Source organism: Nitrospiraceae bacterium (assembly GCA_020632595.1).
Lineage (GTDB): Bacteria > Nitrospirota > Nitrospiria > Nitrospirales > UBA8639 > Nitrospira_E.
Genome location: JACKFF010000003.1, coordinates 195,022 through 215,512 on the forward strand (window position 1 = coordinate 195,022; position 20,491 = coordinate 215,512).

At 50.8% G+C, this 20,491-nt stretch carries 17 protein-coding genes and 3 tRNA genes; 17 read left to right on the forward strand and 3 right to left on the reverse strand.

Features of this window, described 5'->3' with window-relative positions:
- Window positions 1–12: 12 nt before the first annotated feature.
- The 8 genes from mutL to H6750_08375 all read left to right on the forward strand — a co-directional run bounded on the left by mutL (window position 13) and on the right by H6750_08375 (window position 8,316).
- Window positions 13–1,791, forward strand: a complete 1,779-nt coding sequence (gene mutL, locus H6750_08340) for a DNA mismatch repair endonuclease MutL (GenBank protein ID MCB9774320.1) — start codon at window positions 13–15, stop codon at window positions 1,789–1,791.
- 20 nt (window positions 1,792–1,811) lie between these two features.
- Complete coding sequence (gene miaA, locus H6750_08345; protein MCB9774321.1) at window positions 1,812–2,837, forward strand: tRNA (adenosine(37)-N6)-dimethylallyltransferase MiaA; 1,026 nt, start codon at window positions 1,812–1,814, stop codon at window positions 2,835–2,837.
- Between the two features lie 137 nt (window positions 2,838–2,974).
- A complete protein-coding gene (gene mtnP, locus H6750_08350) occupies window positions 2,975–3,910 on the forward strand; it encodes an S-methyl-5'-thioadenosine phosphorylase (GenBank protein MCB9774322.1) in 936 nt (311 codons plus the stop codon).
- 5 nt (window positions 3,911–3,915) lie between these two features.
- Window positions 3,916–4,830 carry a sugar kinase gene (locus tag H6750_08355; protein MCB9774323.1) on the forward strand — a complete coding sequence of 305 codons (915 nt, stop codon included), beginning with the start codon at window positions 3,916–3,918 and terminating at the stop codon, window positions 4,828–4,830.
- A 64-nt stretch (window positions 4,831–4,894) separates the two neighbouring features.
- Complete coding sequence (locus tag H6750_08360; protein MCB9774324.1) at window positions 4,895–5,872, forward strand: helix-turn-helix domain-containing protein; 978 nt, start codon at window positions 4,895–4,897, stop codon at window positions 5,870–5,872.
- Window positions 5,873–6,537: 665 nt separating this feature from the next.
- Window positions 6,538–6,999, forward strand: a complete 462-nt coding sequence (locus H6750_08365; protein MCB9774325.1) for a cytochrome c — start codon at window positions 6,538–6,540, stop codon at window positions 6,997–6,999.
- Window positions 7,000–7,195: 196 nt separating this feature from the next.
- The gene (locus H6750_08370; GenBank protein ID MCB9774326.1) at window positions 7,196–7,399 is read left to right on the forward strand and encodes a hypothetical protein; all 204 of its coding nucleotides are present in this window, start codon (window positions 7,196–7,198) and stop codon (window positions 7,397–7,399) included.
- 47 nt (window positions 7,400–7,446) lie between these two features.
- Entirely contained in the window at window positions 7,447–8,316 is an 870-nt protein-coding gene (locus H6750_08375) for a HEAT repeat domain-containing protein (protein MCB9774327.1), read from the forward strand.
- Between the two features lie 226 nt (window positions 8,317–8,542).
- Here H6750_08375 and H6750_08380 read toward each other — a convergent pair whose 3' ends face one another.
- The 3 genes from H6750_08380 to H6750_08390 all read right to left on the reverse strand — a co-directional run bounded on the left by H6750_08380 (window position 8,543) and on the right by H6750_08390 (window position 12,405).
- Window positions 8,543–8,968: a hypothetical protein gene (locus H6750_08380; GenBank protein MCB9774328.1), complete on the reverse strand. Its 426-nt coding sequence runs from the start codon at window positions 8,966–8,968 to the stop codon at window positions 8,543–8,545.
- Window positions 8,969–9,236: 268 nt separating this feature from the next.
- Window positions 9,237–11,390: an alpha-glucan family phosphorylase gene (gene glgP / locus H6750_08385; GenBank protein MCB9774329.1), complete on the reverse strand. Its 2,154-nt coding sequence runs from the start codon at window positions 11,388–11,390 to the stop codon at window positions 9,237–9,239.
- Between the two features lie 118 nt (window positions 11,391–11,508).
- The gene (locus tag H6750_08390; protein MCB9774330.1) at window positions 11,509–12,405 is read right to left on the reverse strand and encodes a hypothetical protein; all 897 of its coding nucleotides are present in this window, start codon (window positions 12,403–12,405) and stop codon (window positions 11,509–11,511) included.
- Between the two features lie 365 nt (window positions 12,406–12,770).
- Here H6750_08390 and H6750_08395 point away from each other — a divergent pair, with 365 nt between their 5' ends.
- The 9 genes from H6750_08395 (at window position 12,771) to H6750_08435 (ending at window position 20,448) form a co-directional block, all read left to right on the forward strand.
- Complete coding sequence (locus H6750_08395) at window positions 12,771–14,783, forward strand: ATP-dependent helicase (GenBank protein ID MCB9774331.1); 2,013 nt, start codon at window positions 12,771–12,773, stop codon at window positions 14,781–14,783.
- Between the two features lie 4 nt (window positions 14,784–14,787).
- On the forward strand, window positions 14,788–15,696 hold the full coding sequence (locus H6750_08400; protein ID MCB9774332.1) for a hypothetical protein: 909 nt from the start codon (window positions 14,788–14,790) through the stop codon (window positions 15,694–15,696).
- Window positions 15,697–15,845: 149 nt separating this feature from the next.
- A tRNA-Arg gene (locus H6750_08405) sits at window positions 15,846–15,921 on the forward strand.
- A gap of 218 nt (window positions 15,922–16,139) precedes the next feature.
- Window positions 16,140–16,215 (forward strand) — tRNA-Lys (locus H6750_08410).
- A gap of 721 nt (window positions 16,216–16,936) precedes the next feature.
- Window positions 16,937–17,614: a hypothetical protein gene (locus H6750_08415; GenBank protein MCB9774333.1), complete on the forward strand. Its 678-nt coding sequence runs from the start codon at window positions 16,937–16,939 to the stop codon at window positions 17,612–17,614.
- Window positions 17,615–17,659: 45 nt separating this feature from the next.
- Window positions 17,660–17,735: transfer RNA gene (locus H6750_08420), tRNA-Lys, on the forward strand.
- A 327-nt stretch (window positions 17,736–18,062) separates the two neighbouring features.
- Window positions 18,063–18,293 (forward strand): hypothetical protein, encoded by a 231-nt coding sequence (locus H6750_08425; protein MCB9774334.1) that lies wholly within the window; start codon window positions 18,063–18,065, stop codon window positions 18,291–18,293.
- Between the two features lie 177 nt (window positions 18,294–18,470).
- The gene (locus H6750_08430) at window positions 18,471–19,094 is read left to right on the forward strand and encodes a thermonuclease family protein (GenBank protein ID MCB9774335.1); all 624 of its coding nucleotides are present in this window, start codon (window positions 18,471–18,473) and stop codon (window positions 19,092–19,094) included.
- 589 nt (window positions 19,095–19,683) lie between these two features.
- Window positions 19,684–20,448 (forward strand): hypothetical protein, encoded by a 765-nt coding sequence (locus H6750_08435; GenBank protein MCB9774336.1) that lies wholly within the window; start codon window positions 19,684–19,686, stop codon window positions 20,446–20,448.
- Window positions 20,449–20,491 lie beyond the last annotated feature (43 nt).

Below are 20,491 nucleotides of genomic sequence, written 5' to 3' on the forward strand. Positions count from 1 at the left end.
GCTTGGAATCTCATGATTTCGACCGTCACTGGAAAAGTTCAAATTCTTCCAGACAGCGTGTCATGCCGTATCGCCGCAGGAGAAGTGGTTGAACGACCAGCCTCCGTGGTGAAGGAACTAATCGATAACAGCCTGGATGCTGGCAGCACGTTGATCACCGTGGAGGTCGAAGAAGGTGGTCGACGTGTCATTCGCGTCATCGATAATGGGACAGGCATGACGCGAATGGACGCCCAACTGGCCTGTCAACGTTTTGCAACCAGCAAACTTCGATCCGAAGACGATCTCTTGACACTCATGACCATGGGATTCCGGGGGGAAGCTCTCCCCAGCATTGCCTCCATTTCTCGTTTTTGCTTGAAGACAATTCCATGCGATAGCACGCTTGGCACCCATACTCAGTCCACGGGGGGGGTGACATGGGAGGTTCAAGACTATACCGGACCTCAAGGTACGCAAGTGGAGGTGCGCGATCTCTTTTTTAATACTCCAGGACGGCTGAAATTCCTCAAGACCGTTCCCACCGAATTTTCTAAAATCTGTTATGTCGTCCAACAGGCAGCAGCCGTGCATCCCGAGATTCACTTTCGATTACGCCACCAGAACCATAAGGTGCTGGAGTACCCCGCTGTGTCTTCGCTGCAGGATCGATTATTCCAGATCTACGGACCAGACTTCCTTGAACGCTTTATCCCCGTCACCTATAACGCTGGTTCATTTCAACTCACCGGGTATACGGTCAGTCCTCACCACGCACGAGCATCTCGTGCGCCACAGGAAATTTTTGTCAATGGACGCCCTATAAAGAATTCGACCATATCCCATGCGGTGCTTGAAGCCTACGGATCCTTTTTACCAAAAGGAAAACATCCACAATTTATTGTATTTCTCCATCTTGATCCCCAGTCAATCGATATCAATGTCCACCCGACGAAACGGGAGATTCGCTTCTCCAATCCAGAATTTATACATACGGGTGTTCTTCGTGGCATCAAAGCCCTCTTTTTCACGCAACATCTCCCATCCGATGAACACAAGGAACAGACCGGGGCGGCTCCTCATTCTGCCAGGCCACCTTCCGGACTCACTGTCGCACCGGCTCCATTCCAGAATGCTTCTGTATTCTCTGGTGGCGGCACCGCTCGCCATCCTGCTCTTTCTCTATTTGTCCAGGAACCGCCTGCTATCTATACAGGCAGAGAGCAGCCATACGATGTATATCCGCTTGGGCAGATTCATCACACCTATCTTCTCGGACAAATCGGTCAAGATCTATTCATTATCGATCAACACACGGCCCATGAACGGGTTCGTTTTGAGAGACTGCTTCGGTCATGGAAGAAAAAAGAAATCCTTCAACAACCCTTACTCATTCCTGAGCCGATTGAACTTCTGCCCCACCAGGGAGAATTATTGGACGAATGGCTGCCCCTCCTGGCTCAAGCGGGATTGGAGGTAGAACGATTTGGCACCACATCATATGTTGTGCGAGCGATTCCAGCCATATTAGGAAATATATCCGTTGGTCCCTTGGTCCTGGAATTATTGGATGAACTCTCAGAATGGCAATCAACAGATTCGCTGGACAACACGATTAAACCCATTCTGGCTACCATGGCCTGTCAAAGTGCCGTTCAGGCCGGACGACCCATGACGCAACCGGAAATCACCATCCTTTTGCAGGACTGGGCACAGGAAAGTTTTCCTATGACTTGTCCGCATGGAAGGCGAGTGGCCATTCGACATTCCTTGGAAGAATTGCACACCATATTTGCCCGTCCATTAAAATAGTTGTTATTTGCCGATAGCTCATGAAACAGGCCGACATCATCTCAGCATGGAAACCCGTCGTCGCCATTGTGGGACCCACCGCAATCGGAAAAAGCCGAATCGGGATTGAGGTCGCTAAAATTCTTAACACCGAGATTTTAACGGCAGACTCCCGGCAGGTCTATCGTGGAATGGACATCGGCACCGACAAACCATCCTTAGCCGAGCAACAAAATATTCCCCATCGCTTGATTGATCTGGTCGATCCCGACCAATCCTTTAATGCAGGTGATTTCAGGCGTCACGCCATCCAAGACATTGCCCGTCTGCATCGCCTGGGTCTCCTACCCCTTGTCATCGGAGGGACCGGGCTCTATATCCGCGCCCTCTTACGAGGTCTTTGCCCTGGTCCACCGGCTGATTGGCTGATTCGGAGTGAATTGGCCCAAGAAGCCAAAATTCAAGGACCCGCGTTTCTTTATGAAAAGCTTCAGCAAGTGGATCCTGAACTCGCACAACGGCTCCATCCCAATGACCAGCCCAAGATCCAGCGCGCACTTGAAGTGTTTCGCATTCTTGGCACGCCTCTATCAGTCATCCAAAGACAGCACCGTTTTGACGAGGCGCCGTATCCATATTTATTGATCGGGCTCACCATGGGACGCCAGACCCTCTATCAGCGAATAGAAACCCGCGTCGATTGGGAAATTCACAAAGGTCTTGTGGAAGAAACGCAATCCCTCATGAATCAAGGATTTTCTCGAGAACTCGGTTCCATGAAAGGGCTGGGCTATCGACAGTTTTCAGGATTCTTAGCGGGGGACTATTCTTATGAAGAGGCTGTGCGATTATTAAAACGCGATACCCGTCACTTCGCCAAACGACAGATGACCTGGTTTCAGAAAGAATCTGAGATTCAGTGGATGACGTTGGAAGAGTCAGACATTCCTGATCGAGCGGCCGCCAAAATCGTGGACCACATCTATCAGTTTCTCTCTACCTTCGTAAATTTACCACTTCCGGCAAAAGCAACGTCCCCTCTAAAATCCGCTCCATCGTCGGGTTAACCATACAGGACCGTTCATGATACAATGCCGGGGTTTTCGTTCCGTTGAGACATGAATGACTCCCCATTTGTTGGGGGCCAATCAGCATGCCACCAAAACCACATGTCTTTCCCCTTTAATCAGAGAGACTTTTTCACATGACGGAGAACGAGGAAGCGAAGACTACAGGGCCTTCTTTACGTACCCAGCAGGCCAAAATCGGGATTATCGGAGGCAGTGGACTGTATGAAATGGACGGGTTCACCAACCTCAAAGAAATCCGGATGGCCACCCCGTTCGGAAAGCCTTCTGACCCCATTATTGTGGGTACCTTGCATGGCATACGAATCGCCTTTTTAGCTCGCCACGGTCGAGGACACCACACGCTACCTTCCGCTATAAATTATCGCGCAAATATTCATGCCCTAAAAGCCCTGGGTGTGACCCGGATATTTTCCATCAGTGCGGTGGGAAGCATGAAGGAATCCATTCGACCGGGGGATTTTGTCCTGCCTGATCAATTCATTGACCGAACCACTCAACGTGCCAACACGTTTTTCGACAAGGGGATTGTCGCACATGTAGCTTTTGCAGATCCCATATGTGAGACCTTATCGAGTGTGTTAGAAAAGGCTAGCCTGAGTGTCTCCGTCACGGTACACCGTCCGGGAACATACCTCTGCATAGAAGGCCCACAATTCTCCAGCCGGGCAGAATCGTTTCTCTACCGACAATGGGGCGTTGATGTCATCGGGATGACAAATATTCCTGAAGCCAAATTGGCTCGTGAAGCCGAAATTTGCTATGCCACCCTTGCGCTGGTGACGGATTATGATTGCTGGCACGAGACGGAAGATGCGGTTTCCGTTGGGGCCATCCTATCTATCATGCATCAAAATGTCGAAACCGCTAAAATCGTTTTGCGGCACGCGCTGGAACTTGTAAAAGACCTTGGGCCTTGCTCCTGTCAAACTGCATTGGAACACGCCGTTATCACCCCGCTCAATCGAATCAGTCCGGTCTTGCGAAAGCGGTATCAGCTTCTGTTACGGCGTCATTTATTATCGACCACCCTACACAAAAAAAGGGCCTAATCATTATGGGTAATTTATTAGTCGTTGGATCCGTTGCCTTTGATTCTGTACGAACGCCGTTTGGCGAAGCCTCGAATGTGCTGGGAGGATCCGCCACGTATTTTTCCACTTCGGCCAGTTTTTTTACAGATGTAAATCTCATTGCAGTCGTTGGTGAAGACTTTCCAAAAGAACATCTCGATTTCCTGCACAGTCGGGGCATCAATCTGGACGGATTAGAGCAACGGCCTGGAAAGACTTTTCGCTGGCGAGGAGAATATTCCTATCAACTTAACGAAGCTCAAACCCTGGAAACCCATCTCAATGTCCTAGAAACGTTTCGCCCGAAAATTCCCGACAGCTACACCACGCCGTCCGCCTTATTTCTGGGTAATATCGATCCAGAATTACAACTGGATGTCCTGAATCAAGTGAAGCGGCCCTCTATCGTGGCCTGCGATACCATGAACTTTTGGATTGAGGGGAAAAGGGAAGCATTATGGAAAGTCCTTGAACATATCGATATCCTTGTCATTAATGACGGGGAGGCCCGTGCGTTAGGCAATGACGCAAATCTCGTACAAGTGGCAAAACGGATCTTATCGCGCGGCCCCAAAACCCTGATTATCAAACGCGGAGAATATGGCGTCTTGATGTTTCATCAGCAGGAAATTTTCGGGGCTCCAGCCTATCCGCTGGAAGCGGTTAAAGATCCAACCGGCGCAGGCGACACCTTTGCCGGCGGCTTTATGGGATATCTTTCCGCTACGGAAAATTACTCCCAGGCTGGACTTCGACAGGCCATCATTTTTGGAAGTGTCATGGCGTCCTTCAATGTGGAGGAATTTAGCCTGGACCGACTCAGGCATTTAACCCGCGAAGAAATTGACAAACGATTCACATCGTTTAAACATCTGACTCATTTTGAGGATTTGTCATAGGACTCAGGATTTCCCAAGGCACACCTTTTAGATGACGTGGGCCTTGCCATGACAAGTCAATCACATGCATACCGGAAAGGCCTTTCCCATTCAGGATAACGCCATGGAAACTCTTGGTGGATTATTCCGACAGACCCGGGAACGACAACGTTTATCTTTGGAGCAGATCGCTTCCAAAACTCGCATTCAACAACACCACCTGCAAGCACTTGAAGAAGAGGATTTCGCAAGGCTACCAGCCAAAGTGTTCGTCAAAGGATTCGTTCGGTCATATGCACGTGCGTTGGGACTGGATGAAGATAATGCCATTCAGCTTTTCCTGACCTCCTCCAGCAATTTCTATGATCGCGCCCAAGAAGAGCAACAACACAGCCAAGTCACCTTGCAAGCAGCTCATCGTAAACGATTCAATTGGAATTTTGTGCTCATACTGTTTCTCGCTCTCGGCGGAATCCTCTTTTATCTGCTACCCGAACAGCAGGAACCCCTTCCACCCACATCTGAATCCGAACCCCCCTTACCTATCAATGAGAAGCAGAAGGAAGCCCTCATGGAGCCCCTACCCCCCATTGAAAAATCACCCGACAGTGTTTCATCAGAAGACCCTGTCCCCACTGAGATACAGCTCACTGCTCCTCCCCCATCCGACATCCCACTTTCACCGCTACCCCCTAAGTCTCGACCGCTACCCCCTGAGCCTCGACCGCTACCCCCTGAGCCTCGACCACTACCCACTGAGCCTCAACCGATAGCCCCTACCTTGCCCGATTCCCCCGTTCCTGAGAAGACCACAGAGACCGATGGAACGCTGGTCCTGGAAATCGAGGCCACCCAATTGACCTGGGTGGTGGTGAAATCTGACGATCAGGCTCCGCATGAAGCCTTATTACAACCGGGACAAAAAAGCACCTGGAAGGCGAATACACAATATTTGCTCACGCTTGGAAACGCTGCCGGTGTGGTCATCCGCCTAAATGGAGAACTACAAGGTCCATTTGGAAAGCCAGGTCAGGTGGTCAGAGACATTCGCTTGAAGCCTTGACCTCACAAAACGAACGCCAAGGGCTCCACATAATCTTCCTCCCGTCCTCCCGCCCCCCAAATTTTCTTAAATTCGCAATCATCTATTTTCCTTACCGAATAAAGGTTAAAAAACCATAATCCTGGCTAGTGCACTCTTCTCAGATGTTCGAGTGGGTCCAGCCATCTTGACCCGCGATAGAAAATTTCATGCGGGAAACCACATTGCAATTCCGGTCGTTCTGGGCCTCTTTGGGCACGAGTTGCACTTTCCAAGGCCCTAACCCTTATTACCGGGCCGAGCTTGCAACCAACTACTTGTGGGAATTTGCGCCGAAGGTCAGAATTGTGGTTGAAGTAGAAGTTAGGGTCAAAGACTACCGAGAATCCATGATATTCTGTCTTTTTCCTTTTAAGTCAATGAATGAATATCATTCAGAAATGCCTCGTCAATCTTGCTTCAAAACAACTCATTTTTCACCTTCTTGACAGTCTAAAAAATTGATTGATATGATGACTGAGTTTGGGTGGATTAAAGTTAACCTAGCTTATGAATATGCTATGATTATGAATAAGTTAGGTGCACTCAAACGACACCACTCCAAAAAGAGGAATAAAAGGGGACGCGATAATGCACCCTCATGTTTTTTACGGTCTCATCAACTCTGTTTAACCTAGGAGGCTTACATGACGTTTTCGATGAAAGTGCTTGGAACCTTGACTGCCGCCATGTTTTTGACCACGGGCTTGGCCATCGCCGGACCAGAAAAAGATCCTTTACCAGCCCGTGTTCCGGCTGATCAACGTGGTGATGCTAAGAAGGATAAATCCCCCTTATACGACAAAGCAGAAGAGGCTTCGCCGGAAATCGTGGCGGAGGGAAAAGCTTTGTACGAGGGAAAAGGGACCTGCATTAACTGCCACGGCAAAGAAGGCAATGGCCAAGGTCCGGCAGGAGCCGTCTTAAATCCGGGTCCACGCGATTTCACCAATTGCAAATTTCACAAGAAACGGAAAGATGGCGAACTCATGTGGGTCATCAAGAATGGTAGCCCGGGCACAGGCATGGTTCCTTTAGTCCCAGCCACTATCAGTGAGGAAGAGGCCTGGAAAGTCATTGCATACGAAAGAAGTTTCTGCAAGGGTTAATAAAAGGTATTTTCACGAAAACCCCCGCTGGGCTTGACCTAGCGGGGGTTTTTTTTTGAGGAGAACCTACCCCCTGCCAATAATGACGGTTCCCCGTTGACACCATTCAAATCCCTTGACTAGACTCAACGTGGGAGAAGGTAACCCGTACCACTATTCGTCACTCAAATTTTTAGTGTAAGGAGAGCATAATCATATGGCCAAACGACGATCACTTCAGGAAGACGCAACATCTCTAAAAGCCAAGGTCACGAAATCCCTAGCCAGTAGCGACAATCCTGAGGGAGACTCAGCCATTCGGTCATTACGAAAACGATTACGACGGGTACAACGGAAGGTTCGAACCGCCAAGCGGCGCGAGGAACACCGAAAATCAAAGAAAGTCGCGGCAGAGGCCTAAGGTTTTCTGCAGATCGACCCTGAAGAGTAATGTGGAGGAATTGAGTTATGAGAGACGACGAAAAAAATATCGATGATGCATTTTCAGATCAAACGGAGGAGTTTGTATCACTGGAAGGCAAGACAACCCTGCCTCAAGACGAACTAGTGGATGAAGTCTCAGAAGCCATCACGGCAGAAGCAGATGAAGAAACAGCCGACACCGTCGCCTCTGCTGAAACCGAAGAGGGCGCAGAACAAGAAGAAGAGTTGGTCGAAGAGCAGGTTAAAGATGAAATCGATATTCAGATCGATCTCTTGAATGACTCAGATTGGGTCGTCCGACGTGAAGCAGTGATTACCCTCGGCGAAATGGGCGATGAACGCTGTGTTGAGCCTCTTGTCCGGTGCCTTCGAGACGGGGACTGGCAGGTTCGGGATGCCGCCGTTGAAGCCATTGCCATGATTGGGTCACCGGCTGTAGACCTGCTCCTCCGCTATATACGAGACTACGATGCCCGGAAATCAGTGATCAAAGCATTGGGGAAGATCAATGATGAACGAGTCCTTGATCCGCTAATTTCAATGCTTCACAATGATGAATTTAAGGACGATGCGACCTGGGCGCTTGCAGAACTTGGACAACCCGCTGTTGGACGGTTACTCGAATGCCTAAAAAATCCAGATGAAGTGATTAGAAAGCAGGCTATCCTGGCTCTTGGAGAGATTAAGGATGCCAGTTGCGTGGATTTATTGATCGAACGATTGCAAGACCCTGACTGGTTTATTCGACTTTCATCAGCTGCCGCGCTTGAAAAAATTGGAGATCCTCGTGGCCGTGAGGCGATCAAACCCCTGATGAAAGATCCTGATCTGGTTGTGCGCTTACGTATCGAACGCATGTTGGCAGCATGGAAAAAACAGGCTGTCACGGCTTAATCCTGTTTACGCCGTCAAGGTTGCAAACAAACCTGAGCCCTCAATTGTCCGGACAATTGAGGGCTCTTTTTATGGGATGAGTCCCATCACATCTTCCCGCCAGCACTCTTAATTTCCACATAGAAGATCGACGAAGAGAGGATCAGAAATGGACGAATCAGGGAAAATAAGATGGGATTGAAACCACCACACAACACAATCGACGTCAGGCTATTTAAAGCCTTGATCAAGGCATAACGGATTGCAATTCTTGACGAAGATCGTCCAACAAGTGAGGAGGAAGGCTATGGCCTTGAGCCAGACTTTGCTGGGCCTCCCGAATTTTCTGTTTAACGATTTTGATTTTTTGAGCCATGGGTCCCTGAGGGTCCAACTCAACCGCTTGATCTAAATGGTGCAGTGCACGCTCAAACTCCTCCGAAGCTTCCTTGAAATGATGATCTAACAGATACGCTCGTCCTTCCAAAAAGCCATCCTTTGCTGCCAGCATTTGTCTCTGCAAGTTGGTCTTCTGATCAAATCCAATCGTGTTCTCCAGGACTTGTCCCGACAAGTCTCGCAATCGTTGCTTCACCTCGTCCGGCTTTTGCCCCGTGTAATAGCCCAAGCCAAATACAATACCCAGAAGGATCAATATTCGTAAAACTTTCATAGTGGACCTCGCCGGCTCAGTTTGCCTTCCGCTCTTTGCTGAATAGACATCGACCCTAGTTCACTCCATGAATAAGGCCGGAAGGGAAACTCATATTAATTGCGATTGAGGAGGAACGGATGAGACAGGGAATGATGCACCATACGTAAGTCGATGGTAGCACTGCATTGCAGAAGGTACAACTCTGACACGGGATACTCAATGACCTTCTGGGCAAAGAGTCAGCCTACCGCACATGAGCTGAAATTTATAGAACACGCTGAGAGATTCAGGCCAGCTTTGCGTCTCGCTCCTTCCCTGCCTCTGAGAACAGCGGCGTATAGGCACGCTTTACGTATTCTTTGAGCATGCGACGGGCACTAAACCTTGGAGCCGATGTCCGAATGGAATTTTTGACGACCGTACACCACCCATGTGGAACGCCATCAACACCACGGTCGTAATACAACGGAATCACCTCGTTTTCAAGTTTAGTATAGAGGCCGACCATATCCAGGTCGTCCTGTGCCCAATCACCAAGTGGCTCTTCAGGGAGAGGCACTGCCCAGCCATTGCTTCCATCATAGCCTTCCTTCCACCATCCATCTAACACGCTCAAATTGGGCACGCCATTTAAGGCGGCTTTCTGGCCGCTTGTCCCGCTCGCCTCTAACGGCGGGCGAGGATTATTGAGCCAGACATCGACCCCTTGCACCAAAAATTTGGCCACATGCATATCGTAATCTTCGACAAAGGCAATATGGCCACCCAGATGGTGCGCTTTGGCAAATTGATAAATACGATGGATGAGTTCCCGCCCTGCCTGATCAGCAGGATGTGATTTGCCGGCAAAGATAATTTGAACAGGCCGCCATGGATTTAACAGAATCTGTTTCAGCCGGTCCAAGTCTGAAAACAACAACGTGGCACGCTTATAGGAGGCAAATCGCCTGGCAAAGCCCAGTGTCATCGAATGCGGTTCAAGAAACGCCCCGCTCGCTAACACCTGGATAGGCTCCATAGTCCCATCCATCCACCCCATGCGGGCGCGCTGACGGATAAACGTCAACAGCTTTCGTTTCAAAAATTGCCGGACCTCCCAGATTTCCCCATCCGGCACCTCTTGCATGCGCTGCCACATGCTCGGATCGTCACACCGTTCACGCCAGTCAGAGCCAAGATATTTTTGATACAACACATCCATTTCCTGGGCAATCCACGTGGGGACATGCACCCCATTGGTGACGCTATGAATAGGCACCTCCTGCAGCGGTCGTTCCGGCCACAAAATGTGAAACATTTTTTTTGAAACCTGTTCGTGTTCCTTGCTCACGCCATTAATGAACGAGGCCAGGCGGATAGGCAATGTCGTCATATGGAATTGATCCGCTGATAATTCCGGATGACGCCCCAACGCCATAAAATCTTCCTGCGTGAGCCCTACCTCCTCCCACCACCATTGACAATGCTCACGAATAAGGTCTCCCGAAAAGACATCATGCCCGGCCGGGACAGGCGTATGGGTGGTAAATACGGTATTCTGGCGAACCTGAGCGGCCGCCTCCGACAGGGACAGCCCTTGTTGAAGTTGTTCCCGCATCCGTTCGACCAGAAAAAAGGCCGGATGTCCTTCATTGGCATGCCACACATCGGGATCACACCCCACCGCACGAAGGGCCCGCACACCGCCAATGCCCAACAACAACTCCTGACAAAGCCGTGTCCGGTGATCTCCTCCATAAAGCCGGGCAGTCAGATGACGATCCTCTGGTGAATTTTCCGGGGTGTCGGTATCCAAGAGATACAGCGAAACCCGGCCCACTTGGATCTGCCAGATCACGCAGGCGACCATTCGGGAGCCCAATTGGACTTGGACCTTTGCCAAATCCCCGGCCGGTGTCCGCGCCAACTTAATCGGCATCATCATCGGATCGACCGAATCATACACGGCTTCCTGCCAACCATTGGTATCCACGACCTGTCGAAAATAGGCCTGGCTATACATAAATCCGACAGCCACCAGCGGCACTCCCAGGTCACTGGCTTCTTTAAGGTGATCACCAGCCAGAATCCCTAATCCCCCGCTATACAGGGGAACGGAACGATGCAAGCCGAATTCTGCAGAAAAATAGGCAATTGTGTGATTCTGCCACTGAGGATATGTTCGGCCAAACCAGTGGTCCTTGGCTTCCATATAAACATGAAACGCCTTCATCGCCTCGCGATACAGGGAAAGAAACACTACATCCTGCCCGAGAGCCTCCAACCGATCAGAGGCAATCTTCTGCAACTGCTTAATGGGATCGTGATACGTCAGTCGCCAGAGCGTGGGATCAATATACGAAAAGACAGCCCGGCCCTCAGGAGACCAACTCCACCACACATTTTGAGCTAACTCAGAAAGATTACGAAATTCTTCCGTCAACGTACGAGTTTGATTCATAGCATATACTCACAAAAAGATGGCATCATCCAAGGGTCAACAGTGAAGGATCTTCACCAACACTGGACACATGTTGAAGTGGTCAAAGAGAACACACAGAAGAGTCAATTAGAGAGGGTTAGGCATTCCCAACAGGTTGATTTGGATTCGTCCCCGATTGCGCCAACGAAGCCACAACCGCAAACCGCTCGCCCACGATTCGGGTCGCCCGGTTCATGTGCTTGGCCAATTCCTTGGCTTCATCAGGGGGAAGGTCGCGCCGAAATTGTGGATGAAGCCCCCACCAGGATTCGACCTCTTCTCCCTGTGCGCGTGACACCACGCTGATCAACTTGATCAGGTTTTTCCCCGCTGTCTCTGCGCCACCGGATTGTGTCGAAGGGCTTCCTTTTTCAGTAGCCCCAGACGAACCGGCCCCTTCCGCTGCGGAGTGAGCCGCAGACGTCGCCGGTTGGACTTTGGGTTTAGTCGCATCTTCAAACAGGCTTTTGAGAGCGGGGACAACCGCGCTTCCACACAAAAATGCCGCAGCGGTAATTTCCTGCTTGCCCGGGGCTCCGGCTTTAGAGGCAATGCGTTCCGAAAAAAACTGGAAATATTGATCCCGCTCTTTGGTTTGGTCTGTGACCACAAACTTAAATTTTTCATAGGTTTTTCGACTATCCGCCACCACCTGGCCAACGGACAGCGTCACTTCCATGTCATCGACTTCACTTGAACTCAAAGAAGGGGCCAGGACCGTTTTTAATTGATGGGCCACGGAATCTTCCAAACTATTCATAAATTCCTTTTGGCCCTGAATCGGGATATAAAATCCAGACAGGCGATCCACCAGGTTAAACAGCATACGCAGGAATTCCAAATAAATTTCCCATTCCTGCTTCCGCTGAAGCTTCATGGCGTGCTGCTGGTCAGACCGTTTGATCAGGCCGACCGATTCCCGGGCCACGCTCATCATGGTATGAGCAAGATCCTTCAGCACACTCTCGTAATTTTCTGCAGATTGTTTGGCCATGTTCAACTCCGTAATTGGCTAAAGTATAACCGAGGGCTCGTGACCTGTCCAAGCCTAATATGGAAGTGGTGAAAAAAGCCGCCAGTGGCGTTCTCGCCACTTGGCCGTGCTCACGTACTACTTGTACGCTCCGCTCGCCCAAGTAGCTGCGCCCTTACTGGACGAGCCTTTTTGAACACTCCCCCATTGTTTTCATTTGCTTTTAGCCACTCATCTGCTCCGGAAAAGGGGAACATATTCCAAAATTCAACAGACCTCATATCGCCCGCGTTGCAACCCACCACCACGTATGCTATACACGGCCAAAGGCCTTCAAAAGACGAAACCCGGGTGCATATCTCCCGTCAATTCCTGCCCATGGATTCATGGATTCCACGTCGCCATCATCCAAAGTTTATGTCCTGAAACGTCCTCTGGAGGAGTCCACTCCGCCAAAATTATCGCGTAATTACGCGGAAGAATTGAATCCCCAACAACTGGCCGCCGTGGAAGCCGTGCAGGGCCCGGCCCTGGTCATCGCCGGGGCCGGCAGCGGGAAAACGCGCACCCTCGTGTACCGGGTCGCCAGGCTTATCGACCTGGGCATTGTGCCCAGCTCCATTTTACTCCTGACCTTTACCCGAAAAGCCTCCCAGGAAATGCTCAGCCGGGTCGGACTCCTCATCGGACTCCGCGCCCAGCAGGTCGGCGGTGGAACCTTTCACTCAATGGCCAATATCCTCCTGCGACGATATGGCCGCCCCGTCGGACTGGAACCAGGGTTCACCATACTCGATCGGGGCGATTCAGAAGATTTACTGAGCCTCCTCCGTGGTCAATTGGGGCTTAACGACATCGGCAAACGGTTCCCCCGCAAACATACCCTGGCCGAAATATTCGGGAAAACAGCCAACACACTGGAAAGCCTGGAAGACATTGTCATTAACGAATACAGCCACTTCGGGGAGTATCTGGGAGAACTCCAGAAACTCCAGGCCGCCTATGACGCAGCCAAGCGCCAACGGCAACTGGTTGATTACGACGACCTCTTAGTCAAACTCCTCGAACTCCTGGTCATCGACCAACAGGCCCGGGAAACCATTAGTCAAATCTTTCGCTATATTCTGGTGGATGAATATCAAGACACCAATCGCCTGCAAGCCTCACTGGTCCGCAATCTGGCGGCTACCCATGACAATGTCATGGTGGTGGGCGACGATTCCCAATCCATCTATGCCTTTCGCGGTGCCACCTTCCGCAACATCATGGAATTTCCCGATCTCTTCCCGGGTACGACCATCTACAAATTGGAGGAAAACTACCGGAGCACGCAACCGATTCTCCAACTGGCGAACAAGCTCATTGAAGCGGCGCCCGAAAAATACAGCAAAACCCTCTTCACACGAAAAGGAGAGGGCCCATTACCCACGGTCGTGGAGGCGATGGGAGAGAACGCTCAATCGCGATTCATCGCTCAAAAAATTCTGGAATTACGGGAAGAAGGGATCCCCTTACATGAGATCGCCGTGCTGTTCCGATCCAGCTTTCATGCCTTTGACCTCGAATTGGAACTCACCCGGCGAAACCTTCCCTTTATTAAACGAGGCGGGTTCAAATTCATTGAAACCGCCCATGTCAAAGACCTGATGGCCCACTTGCGGGTCATGCACAATCCCTTGGACACCATCAGCTGGAACCGGCTCCTCTTGCTCCTCGAAGGGGTGGGCCCCAAAAAAGCCAAGGATCTGATCGCGTCCATCCTCCAGGCCCATGGCCAGTATGAAGTTCTGAAACACAGCACCGGCCGCTCCGCCTCGGGATTGCGGCACCTGGCCGCCACACTGGACCAGTTAACGGAAAATCCCCTCACCCCTGCCGTGCTGCTCGGAGAAATGATGGAATACTATGTCCCTCTCCTCAAAGATCAGTATGACGATTATCCCAAACGGATTCGAGACCTGGAACATTTATCCGTCATGGCGGAACGTTACGAAAGTCTCAACGATTTCCTGGCCGATCTCACGCTCGAGCCCCCGAATGAAAGTGTGGTGGACGTCGAAGCCCCCGATCGGGACGACGAGCGGTTGATTCTTTCAACTATTCACTCGGCCAAGGGATTAGAATGGCAATGCGTCTTTGTCATCTGGCTCGTGGACGGACGGTTTCCTTCAGCCTACTCATTCATGGGCCCCGAAGAACTGGAAGAAGAACGCCGACTGCTCTACGTGGCGGTCACCAGAGCCAAACATCACCTCTTCCTCACTTACCCCATCAATGTGTACGATAAAATGACGGGGTCCGTCCTCACGAAACCCTCACGGTATCTGGATCACATCCCGCCATCCTATTTCGACACCTGGAGTTTAGTTGAAGAAGATCAAACCTATTCCTGGAGGTAAGACAGTGTCATATTTCGGTCGGATGTTGGGCCTGGCCATTCTGGTCAGCCTGATAAGTGTGAACATGCCAAGCCAAGCCCGGTCCGCTGAGGACACCAATTCAAGTCGTCCTAACCCTCGTCATCCGTGGCCTGCCCTTCTGCAGCAAGCCGACACCCTGGGGCTGCCAACAGGGTTTCTCAAACACATCGACCCCAAATTTGTCACCGTACACTTTGAAGACCTCCGCACGTACGCCGCAGAATATCATCCGCACGATCACACCATGATTCTCAATCTGCGGCTGTCCTTTAATGAGGCCGGCGGCGCTTTGGCCGATCTCGCACGGATGACCCATCATGATGTCGCTCTGCTTTATCATGAACTCCTCCATGCCTATCTGGACTATCTCTACGCCACCGACCATGGACAAGCTTTGACCGCGGAAGACCAGAAGGTCTTGGAGGCAGCCAACAAGCAGATGGCCTGTCATTACCGCTTTGTCCGGATCAATCCTATCCGACAGCTCAAAGGGGCCACTGAACTGCGATTTCTCTCGGATCAGGATACGTGGGAAGTCATGAATGAAACCTGGGCGGTCTTTGTGGGCTGGGTGCTATGGACTAAATTGGAACTCTTCCAGGATCACCTGACCACAAAAAGCTGGACACCCGCACTCATTGAGCAATGGACCCAACGGTTAACGGATGCGGTGAAATCCGGTGAATTATTGGGCTATTACGAACCCGATGATCCGGAGGAACGCCAGATCGCCCGTAAACGCTTCATTGCCCCTTCCAATGGCCTCACCCCGCAAGACGTCGAACTATTATTAACCACAGTCCTAGGGGAACCCCCCGAACTGGTCCAGGCCTCCACCGCGGTCTTTGAGGAGTACCAAACCAGCATGGAACCGGCTCCCTCCTGCGAATAAAATCGGGGCCTCCGGCAGGTAGACATCACCTAAACATCCATGCTAGCTTCAGAACTTTTCCGGGGCGGTTGCCTTCTGTTTTTCCTCTCTGATGTCGGAGAGGCCACAAGAACTAGAGGCCGGATGTAATTGTACATGAACACAATCTTGCGCCTGTAGCTCAGTGGATAGAGCACTTGCCTCCGGAGCAAGGGGCCACAGGTTCAAATCCTGTCAGGCGCACCATGCACATGAGTAATTCGACTTTCCTCTTTCTTAAAAAAAAAAGGCCTAGGAAGAGGCAGATTCGAAATGCTTTCTCCTTATGTAAGTTGGGCAACGAAAAAGGGTTCAAAATCCCCCTCCTTTGTAAGGAGGGGCTAGGGGAGGTAGAATTTTCCGATAATCAGTAATGGTTCTGGAAAAACCCTAAATATTTTCATAAAATATTTTGCATCTCGGTGGGGCCGTTAGCTCAGTTGGTAGAGCAGCTGACTCTTAATCAGCGGGCCGTAGGTTCGACCCCTACACGGCCCACCAGATCCCAACATCTAGACCTACACCAATCCAATACGAAACCAAATTACTCTTGGGAGAACGCACAACATCAAAGAGCGTTTCTCCCCAATTTCTCGACATCCTTCCGGACAGAACCTTTCATTCATCTGGTCTTTTGAGTTCCCATTTCTCAGGTATCAGCACTCGATCATGTTCGCCGTCTGGTGAAGGCAATGTGACAGTCCTAGGCACATTGGTCGACACGAAGTCTCCTTGGACTCCAAAACTCAGTCAGTGTTTCAAGACAGCATGATCATCACTCACTCTAAATGAACCAGAGATGTTCACTTCGGGAGTTTGCGCTGTGACCTAAAGCTTTCGCATCCGAAGGTGTGAGGTCCTCAAGAAATTTCCCACCAAAGATTAAGAAAAGGATGAACGGTCCTCAGAAAGCCGACACAAGATTTCTCTCGATAACTTCGAAGTTCCTTCACCTCTTCAGGGGAGAAATTCATTTCTGCTCCCCCCCTTCATCCAATTTGACCATTTCAGCATTCATCGCTGATAGACGAGGCATGCCTGCTCATCAGCATAAACTCGATTCATAAAAAACATCAGGTCAGAATTAGTAAGTGTCCTTCTGGGACACGCTTCTATAGCAGGAAACCAATCCATTTTTTTTGGTTGAAAGAGTGTGGTTAATCATTTATCCTTTTTTCACCTTCCAAAATAATTATTCATCAATAAAGTAAAGGAGGGAGTTTTGACACTAAAGAAACACAAAGTCATCCTGCTTACAGTCCTCTCTGCGTTCTTTGCGTCTTGCTCGCTTATTGAACGCCTTGAGTTTGGACCTACAAACACTGGATTTTTTTCTGCAGATGACCTCCCTTCCTATCGGAACAATTACCAGCGGATATCCAGTTATCAATTCAACCCCGGGTATGGGGAATTTCACATAGGTCGCGGTCGCGTGAAGATGACCGGCATGTATTCGCTCCAAGATTCAACAACTGCGGGTTTGACTCAACTGGGCCAGATCGATTTGGTCATCGACTTTAGCGACAGGGATGAACCCAGGCCAGGCACGGTCGAAGTTCCGATTGTCGAGGGCCAAATCAGCCGAGTGACGAATTTGGGTGGAGCAGAAATTCCCGAGGTCGGAATCGGGTGGGAAGGAACCTTGCCGATCACCGGATCCGTGTCGCTTACCGAATCTGATGGCACACGTAATCCCCCGCAACTGATCTCATTTGAGGCCAAAGGAACCCTTCGGTCGATCTCCGCCGATGGTGGAGACGGTTCTGCACGGCTGGTTGAGTTGTCCTTTTCGGGGACCTTTAAGAAGGAAGTAGAACTTGGGAGCTTCCTCTTCGCAGCAGCAGGAAAAATCGATTCGACGAGCGGAGAATCGGATTTCTATCTGGAGAAGGTGCGGTAAGGAGATCGCAGCCGGTGGATTTTCTCAACCTTCTCCGTTTCGGCGGGGCCGTTAGCTCAGTTGGTAGAGCAGCTGACTCTTAATCAGCGGGCCGTAGGTTCGACCCCTACACGGCCCACCAAAAATCATTAGGTTACAAACCACAGACCTCCGTCACGTCGCCGCCCGGACACCATGTACCGGTGGAAGGCAGCCATTTTCCGTCACGGCAACTCTGGCCTTCTCTCTCTTCAATCTTTTCCAGTCTCAAATAGTTCTGACAAAGCCCGGATTATTTTGGAATGGTAATGCCTATTTTCTTCCAAGAAACTTCCGCTTTGAAAGTCGTCCAACCTTCAGGAGCTAGTGCATAATTCCCGCCGATTCCCTACTAAACCGCCACAAAAACGCCTTCATCAGGACCGGAAGAGAATGGACCAAAAAATCCCTATCCGATCGACTCGGAAAAATGAAATCTGCCATCACGGGCATCCATCCGAGTGGTAATCTGACCAGGAAGATGACGATCGTGCAGCAGAAACCACAACCCGCCTATTCCATCCCTGTGGCGATGGTGGCGGATATCCTGTTAGGAGGCACGGCCGCGGATGCCGCGGCAGTGGCAATGGAAACCCATACCACGTCGGGACAGACGCCCAACAAGACTTCAATCCTCTCCCAACCCCCTACCCAAAGGTAAGCACATCTGTCATGGCCTTTTCGACCTAAGGCTGTTTCCCAGAGATATCGTAAGAAAAGCTGAGCTGTCCCTGTTGTTTGGCCACTGTGAATTTTAGGTTTGGCGAAGGTGCTTAACGAAACAAGGCCGGGGAGCCTTCTACTTTTTCCAGGACATCAGAAGTGATAGGATTTCTTTATGATCCGCCATGTCCTCCTACTCGTATTTGGTCTGTTTGCGCTGTTGGGCCAGGAATTGGCAGCCCAGACCGAGGGCGTAGTCCTTGAGCGGCGATATTTTTACAAACAAGGGATTGTCGGGGTGTTCGGTATCGACGGAGAGTTTAACCCGGGTCGCTATAAATGGTCGATTCTTACGCCTTCGCAAAACTCGCTCCCGGGACTACCCGCTTATGTGGATCCCAATCGCATTCTCCCATTCCCGGAAACCTCCCAACTGCCGGAGACATCCACCTTTTCTGCACTTGTGTACCAGGGCTGCTCCGAGAGTGACCAGTGCGAGTTTTCTTTCCAACAGACGAACGCACCTGCAGTGAAACGCCTAGTCATCCGACTGGCGGGCATCCGAACTCCGCACATCAAGGCGTCCTGTGAACAAGAAACGTTGTTGGGCCGACAGGCCCAGCAACTCATCCATGGATTTCTTTCATCCGCCGTTCACATTGAGCTCATCTCCTCCTCGATAGACCGGAGAGAAATCGTGGGACGGTTGGTTGCTGATGACCAGGATCTTTCCGAGCTCTTGGTCAGCCAGGGACTTGCCATTCCCGTTAGGGAAGGGAAAAGGGATTGGTGCTCATAGAACTCAGCATCGGTTCCGGTGAAGAGGAAAAAAGGAACGTTCCACGTTTTCGGTAACGCGCGAGTGCGCCACCGTGGTCGCAAGTGGCATGGTCCACTGAAGTCAAATTTCGCCTATCCTTTCTATTCATTCATCCGCATGGAAAGACAGGTGTTTCTGGTTTCCCAAAGCTGGATGAGTTTTTTGACCATAACCACGTCCTCAGCAACCTGGCCTCCATTGATTCTCATCTGCCAGCCATGGTCATCACCGGACTTACCGACCTTGATCAGAGGCCCGGGACAGATCAACACCGCGCTCTTGTCTTTCTCCACAAGCCTGTTAATGGCCTAGAATTTCCGGCGAATAAGGGGTTGAATTCTCGTGTCCAGCAGGCCCGGGGTTTTTTTGATGGTACCCTGTCGATCCCTTCTGGGAGTGTTGAATAATAAAGATTTTCAAGGGAAAATTTGCCCAGGATTAGGTTACTCATCAAAGGCTCCGGGTCGGTTCAAAAAAGCATGCCCTGAGTCTTCCCGAAGGGTCCGTCCAGCAAGGCCGCAGCCGTTTGTACGCGCGGAGCGTACGCGTCGTACGTGAGCACGGAAAAATGGCGAGAACACCGCTGGCGGCTTTTTTCAACAGACCCCTCCTGCCCGGGTTGCCCTCATACGCTAAGCCATTTATTCTTGTCCTTCCCATGGAACCTGAATGGAATTTGCCTGCATCCGATCATTCGAGCACGTCTCGGCTTGGGGGGATTCTCTCGGCTATCCTTCCAGGACTTGGGCTCCTGGTCCGGGGGTATCCTGTTCAAATGACCTGGGTGCTGATGACGGGAGGGCTGCTCGGGATCGTCACCTGGGCGCTCGGAGCCGTCGGGGGACCGGGTGCGGGCTGGTTCTTTGGCATGTTGATGATTTTGCCATGGTGGTGCCTTCAGGCCTATCAAGCGTATCTTCCAACTCCACAAGGCCAATTGGCCACGTTACGCCTTGTCTGGAAACGTGGTCACGACATCCGATTTCTTGGCGGGCTATTTCTCTGGACAGCCCTCATGGACCTGTACATTATTTTGGCGAACCCTGAATACCACCTGTCCGTATTTTGCACCAAACCTACCGGCATCTTAGGTCTGTTATTCAAAGTGCAATCACCCGTGCTGCATATCGCCATCGGGTATGGCTTTCTCACACTCCGTCGTTGGGCCTTATTTGTCTTCCTGGCCTATGCCGGCTTTGGCATTCTCAATGCCACCTCCAACTTCGTGTGCTTTGGATACGGACGCATTCGCACCGTATTCTTCATCTCACTCCTAGCTTTTACGGCATACGTCATTTGGCGTCGAGACTGCTTGGTGACACAATCCCGATGATCCTAAAAACGAGAGTGGGATCACAAACATCCGCCCCAGCTAT

Bases quoted from the DNA above. Each gene is read 5' to 3' on its own strand.
- H6750_08435 (MCB9774336.1), top strand. From the start codon at position 19,684: ATGGCGAGAACACCGCTGGCGGCTTTTTTCAACAGACCCCTCCTGCCC.
- H6750_08425 (MCB9774334.1), top strand. From the start codon at position 18,063: ATGAAATCTGCCATCACGGGCATCCATCCGAGTGGTAATCTGACCAGG.
- H6750_08395 (MCB9774331.1), top strand. From the start codon at position 12,771: ATGGATTCCACGTCGCCATCATCCAAAGTTTATGTCCTGAAACGTCCT.
- H6750_08355 (MCB9774323.1), top strand. From the start codon at position 3,916: ATGGGTAATTTATTAGTCGTTGGATCCGTTGCCTTTGATTCTGTACGA.
- glgP (MCB9774329.1), bottom strand. From the start codon at position 11,390: ATGAATCAAACTCGTACGTTGACGGAAGAATTTCGTAATCTTTCTGAG.
- H6750_08380 (MCB9774328.1), bottom strand. From the start codon at position 8,968: ATGAAAGTTTTACGAATATTGATCCTTCTGGGTATTGTATTTGGCTTG.
- mtnP (MCB9774322.1), top strand. From the start codon at position 2,975: ATGACGGAGAACGAGGAAGCGAAGACTACAGGGCCTTCTTTACGTACC.
- H6750_08375 (MCB9774327.1), top strand. From the start codon at position 7,447: ATGAGAGACGACGAAAAAAATATCGATGATGCATTTTCAGATCAAACG.
- H6750_08430 (MCB9774335.1), top strand. From the start codon at position 18,471: ATGATCCGCCATGTCCTCCTACTCGTATTTGGTCTGTTTGCGCTGTTG.
- miaA (MCB9774321.1), top strand. From the start codon at position 1,812: ATGAAACAGGCCGACATCATCTCAGCATGGAAACCCGTCGTCGCCATT.
- H6750_08390 (MCB9774330.1), bottom strand. From the start codon at position 12,405: ATGGCCAAACAATCTGCAGAAAATTACGAGAGTGTGCTGAAGGATCTT.
- H6750_08360 (MCB9774324.1), top strand. From the start codon at position 4,895: ATGCATACCGGAAAGGCCTTTCCCATTCAGGATAACGCCATGGAAACT.
- mutL (MCB9774320.1), top strand. From the start codon at position 13: ATGATTTCGACCGTCACTGGAAAAGTTCAAATTCTTCCAGACAGCGTG.
- H6750_08370 (MCB9774326.1), top strand. From the start codon at position 7,196: ATGGCCAAACGACGATCACTTCAGGAAGACGCAACATCTCTAAAAGCC.
- H6750_08365 (MCB9774325.1), top strand. From the start codon at position 6,538: ATGACGTTTTCGATGAAAGTGCTTGGAACCTTGACTGCCGCCATGTTT.